Source organism: Halapricum sp. CBA1109, from assembly GCF_009741825.1.
GTDB lineage: Archaea > Halobacteriota > Halobacteria > Halobacteriales > Haloarculaceae > Halapricum.
Window position 1 is genome coordinate 1 of record NZ_WPCA01000178.1, and the last position, 4,610, is coordinate 4,610.

At 73.6% G+C, this 4,610-nt stretch carries 4 protein-coding genes; 3 read left to right on the plus strand and 1 reads right to left on the minus strand.

The genetic code is table 11. From position 1 onward, the window contains the following. Positions 1-300: 300 nt before the first annotated feature. On the minus strand, positions 301-636 hold the full coding sequence (locus GJ629_RS16435; RefSeq protein ID WP_197428639.1) for a hypothetical protein: 336 nt from the start codon (positions 634-636) through the stop codon (positions 301-303). A gap of 141 nt (positions 637-777) precedes the next feature. Between GJ629_RS16435 and GJ629_RS14425 the strand changes: the two genes are divergently transcribed. The 3 genes from GJ629_RS14425 to GJ629_RS14435 all read left to right on the plus strand — a co-directional run bounded on the left by GJ629_RS14425 (position 778) and on the right by GJ629_RS14435 (position 4,538). Beyond that, positions 778-2,043 carry a baseplate J/gp47 family protein gene (locus GJ629_RS14425; RefSeq protein WP_197428640.1) on the plus strand — a complete coding sequence of 422 codons (1,266 nt, stop codon included), beginning with the start codon at positions 778-780 and terminating at the stop codon, positions 2,041-2,043. Between the two features lie 180 nt (positions 2,044-2,223). Further along, complete coding sequence (locus GJ629_RS18130) at positions 2,224-3,834, plus strand: phage tail protein (RefSeq protein ID WP_157513655.1); 1,611 nt, start codon at positions 2,224-2,226, stop codon at positions 3,832-3,834. Further along, positions 3,831-4,538 (plus strand): hypothetical protein, encoded by a 708-nt coding sequence (locus GJ629_RS14435; protein WP_157513656.1) that lies wholly within the window; start codon positions 3,831-3,833, stop codon positions 4,536-4,538. Before GJ629_RS18130 ends, GJ629_RS14435 begins: the two co-directional genes overlap by 4 nt. Positions 4,539-4,610: the final 72 nt, after the last annotated feature.

The window sequence follows — 4,610 nt, forward strand, 5'->3', positions numbered from 1 at the left end:
GTCGCGGCCGCCGACGGCGTCGGTCGGATCGTCTCGCTGTCGGCGGCCATCGACGGGACGCCGTGTCAGGATGTCGCCCTGCCGGCGGCGGGGATGGTCTGTGACGGGACGCACACGGTTCGTATCGACCGGGAGGGGGTGGGCCGTGCGGACTGACCTCGACGATCTGCGGTACGACGATCTGATGGCCCGTGCGCGCGAGCGAGTCGGCGCGACGGACGCGGCGTGGTCTGGCCTGCGCGCTCCCGACCCGGGGACGACGGTCACGGAACTGCTCGCGTGGCAGACGGCGACACACGCCTACCAGCTCGGACGAGTGCCCGCGGACACCCGCGAGGCGGCCCTCGCGCTCTTGGACTGTTCGCCGGAGCCACCGACGCCGGCGACGGCGGTCGTCTCGCTCTCGCCGGCCGACGCGGCCGCCGCGGGGACGCGCGTCCCGGCGGGCACGGGACTGCGTGCCGACGGCGTCGACTTCGAGACGACGCGGCCGGTGTCGGTGACATCGGCGACTGTCGACCGTGTTCTTGGCGCGGCCGGACCCGAGAAACCGGTCACGGCGCTCGACCCCGGAACGATCACCGAGTGGTCGGCGACGGAGGCCGTTGAGACGCCCGCGTTCCGGCCGTTCGGCACCGATCCGGAGCGCGGGGACAGCCTGCTGGTCGGGTTCGCGGGCGACCCGTTCGCGTCGGTTTCGGTCGTGTCGCTGTCGGTGGCCCTCGACCACGGCGACGCGCCGCCGCCGGGCGACGGCGCACGACGTTCGTCCCGTCGGTGTCGCTCGACTGGGAGTGGTGGGACGGGACTGGCTGGCGGGCCCTCCCGCCGGTCGACGACGGGACCGACGCCCTCTACGGAGGCGGCGTCGTCCGCCTCGGGCGGCCCGAGGACTGGGACGACCGGAGCCACAAGATGCCCGGGCCGGCCGGCGGGACAACGTCGTACTGGCTCCGGTGTCGCGTCCGCGAGGACGGCTACGAGATACCGCCGCGGCTGTCGGCTATCTCGACCAACGGCGTGGCGGTCAGCCAGCGGCGGTCGGTCGAGTCGGTCGGCCTCGAACGGGTCGACCCCGGGACGCCGGCGCTCGCCGACCAGCGGTACCGCTTCCCGACGGCACCGATTCAGTCGGCGACCGTGACCGTCGACGGTAATCCGTGGACGGAGGTCGACTCGCTGGGCGCGAGCGGTCCGGACGACCGCCACTACACGCTCGACCGGGCCAGCGGCGTCGTCCGGTTCGGCGGCGGATTCGGTGGCGTCGCGCCGCCGGCGGACGCGACGGTCGGGGCACGGTCGGTCGTCTACGGCGGCGGCACCGAGGGGAACCTCCGTGATGCGGAGTGGGCGATTCGGGGCGAGACGCCGTCGGTGTCCGTCGACGGTCGGGGGGCGTCGGGTGGCACCGACGCCGAGACGGTCGCGGACGCGGTCAGGCGCGTCCGACGGCGACAGTCCGAACCGGCGCGAGCGGTCACGATAGCGGACTACGAGACGCTGGCCGTCGGGACGCCGGGCGTCCGCATCTCGCGGGCGACCGCCCACGCACACGAGGGGGAGCCACGCGTCACGGTCACCGTCGTCCCGTACACGCCGCCGGACTGCGGTCGCCCGGAACCGAGCGACGGGGTGTTGGCGGCGATCGAGCGCCACCTCGACGACGTGCGACTGCTCACCGACCGGGTCACCGTCGTCCCGCCGCGGTACGCGCCGTCTCGCGTGAGGGTCAGCGTGCGGTGCCGGCCGCGGTACGCCGAGGCCGACGGGCGGGCCGTCGAGACGGCGGTCCGGGCGTATCTCGACCCGCTCCGCGGCGACGACGGAGACGGGTGGCCGTTCGGCGGGTCGCTGTCGGTACCGGCGCTCCGGGAGCGTATCGAGGCGCTTGACGCCGTCGTCACCGTCGAGAGCCTCTCGGTGACGCCGTACGGGGCCGCCGACCGCGACGGCGACGTGGTCCGTATCGACGAGCGGACCCTGTTCTGGGTCGCGTCCGTCGAGACCGACTGCACGGTCGTTTCGGGCGGTGAACGGCCGTGACAAGTCGTGCCGTGACCGCGACGGCGGCCGACTGGGCGGACTGGGACGGGCGAAACCACGCCGTCGTTGACGGGGCCGTCGAGATAGCTACCGAGCGGACCGTCGAGGCGAGCGACCGGAGCGGTGACCCGGCCGCGTTGATCACCGTCGACGGGACGCTCGTGACGCTCTCGTCGTCGGGTGCGGTCCGACTGCGGGACGGTTCGGGGCGTGGCCGACGGCTCCCCGACCCCGGCGGAACGCCGGCGACCCTGTGTCGGCGCGGCGACCGACTGTATGTCGCCGACGGCGAGACGGGGCGCACTGACGGTGTACGACACTACGCTCGGACGACAGATCGGAACCGTCGAGACGGCCCTCGACGGACCGATGGACATCGCGGCTGTCGACGGGTCTGTGTACGCCATCGAGGGCGACAGTCTGCGTCGCCTCCGGCCAGCGGGGCGCACCGAAACCGTAGCGACCGGCGCCGGGCGAGCAACTGGGTTGGCCGGGGCCGACGACCGACTCCTCCTCGCCGGCCCGGACGGGATACGGACCCATCCGGTCGGGGACTCTGCGTCGCCGCCTCTTCCGGACTGTCCCATATCGCCGCGGCGGGTCGCTGCTGGAGACGGACGATTCGCCGTCGCCGGCCCGACCGAGGACGGACACGGCGTCGCCGTCATCGACGACACCGGCGAGTGGCAGCGCTGGCAGTCGGTCGACGGGCCGGTTCGGGCGCTGACCGTCGATAGCGACGGTATCACCGTCGGAACCGACGGAGGCTGCCTGTCTCTGTCCCGGACGGAACGGTACGCGACGACCGACGACGGGGACGCGCCGCGGGCCGTCGTCGTCGGGCAGTTCGACGCCGGGGTCGAGGGCGTCCAGTGGCACCGGCTCCGTCTCGACGCCACCGCTCTGGGGCCGGAGACGTGCATCCGGGTGTTCTACCGTGCGGCCGACGACCCGCCGGCGCGGACGACCACCGTCGGAGACGGCGGCGCGTGGACGGCCGCGAACGGGGTCGACGACTGCCTCCTGCGGTCGGCGCACGGCCGCTACCTGCAGGTCGCCGTCGAGTTGCTGGGGTGTCAGCGCGCCTCGCCGCGGGTGGGGTCGGTGTGGGCGTCCTGCCCCCGGGAGTCGATGCTCCGGCACCTCCCGGACCTCTACCGGAGCGCCGACGCCGACGTGCTGGAACGGCTCTTGGCCGTATTCGGGGGATTTTTCGCGGACGTCGCCCGGACGCGGGACGCCAGTTCGCGGCTGTTCGACCCTCACGGCGTCCCGGAGTCCTCACTCGGGTGGCTCGCCTCGTGGCTCGGTCTCGACCCGCGCCCCGCGTGGCCGACGCCGGCAAGACGGGAGCGTATCGACCGCGCGAGCGAACTCGCCCGGCTTCGCGGGACCCGGCGCGGGCTCACCGAGAGCGTCGGATTGCTGCTCTCGCACCTGCCGGGCGACCAGCGGCTGTTCGTCGTCGAACCGGCCGACCTCCCCGACGGGCCGGCGAGCGCCCCGGTCGAGAAACGGCTGGACGGCGAGCGGTCGGTGCTGGTCTACGCCGGGCCGTTCGAGCGCGAGCGCGACCGGGCACTCGTCCGGACGGTTATCGACCGCGAGACGCCCGCACACGTCGACGCGACGCTGGTCCCGCTCGAACCGACGACGGCGCTCGGGACGCGGGCGTTTCTGGACGCGAACAGCCGCCTCGCGCCCACGGGGGTCCGACTCGACGAGACGGCGGTCGGGTCCGGGACGCTCCCGGCGGCGCGGGCGGACGACACCCTCCTCGATACACGATGACTCCGAACACACACGACACCGATCAGTTCGAACAGTTCGTCAAGAACCGCTACTTCGACGGGAAACTCCTGACGGCTCGGGATATGGCGGCCGAACAGCGATACCACGCCCGCCGGCTCCAGACGCTGGCGAGACACGCGCTCGGCAGCGGTGTCGTCCGGGGCCTCGACGTTCGGGCCGTCGAGACGGACGCCGACGGCCTCGCGGTGACGCTCGGCCCGGGGCTGGCGATAGACGGCCGGGGCCGCCCGCTCGTCGTCGAGGGCGAGACGACCCGGACGGTCCCCGAACCGGCCAGCGGACCGGTGTTCCTGCAACTGCGACACGCCGAGACGCCGGTCGAGCAGACGCTCGCGCCCGAGGACGACAGCGAGACAGCGAACCGACTCCGGGAGGGCGTCGAGGTGACGTACACCGACACGCCCCCCGAACGGCCGACGCCGTCGCTCGACGGAGCCGCGGGGGACGGCCGAGTCTCTCGCCCGTCGGTACCACGAGCGACGGCGGGACCGCGGGACCGTCGACCCGGCGGTCCCCATCGGCGCCATCGACTGTCGGCCCGGCGGGCGCTGGACGACGACGGACGACGGCCCGCCACGGCCCATCGTCTACGACAACGACCTGCTGTTCGCGGTCGCGTCGCGTCGGGTGATCGCGGGCGCGAGACCCCACAGCCGGGGCCGGACCGGCTCGGGCGCGAGTGAGCGACCGACTCGACCGAGTTCGAATCCCGGTTTGGACGGACCGTCGAGCGCGACCGCGACGAACTCGCGCGG

What these genes read in the sequence shown, in the direction of transcription:
- GJ629_RS14435 (WP_157513656.1), top strand. Translation starts at nt 3,831, where the DNA reads ATGACTCCGAACACACACGACACCGATCAGTTCGAACAGTTCGTCAAG.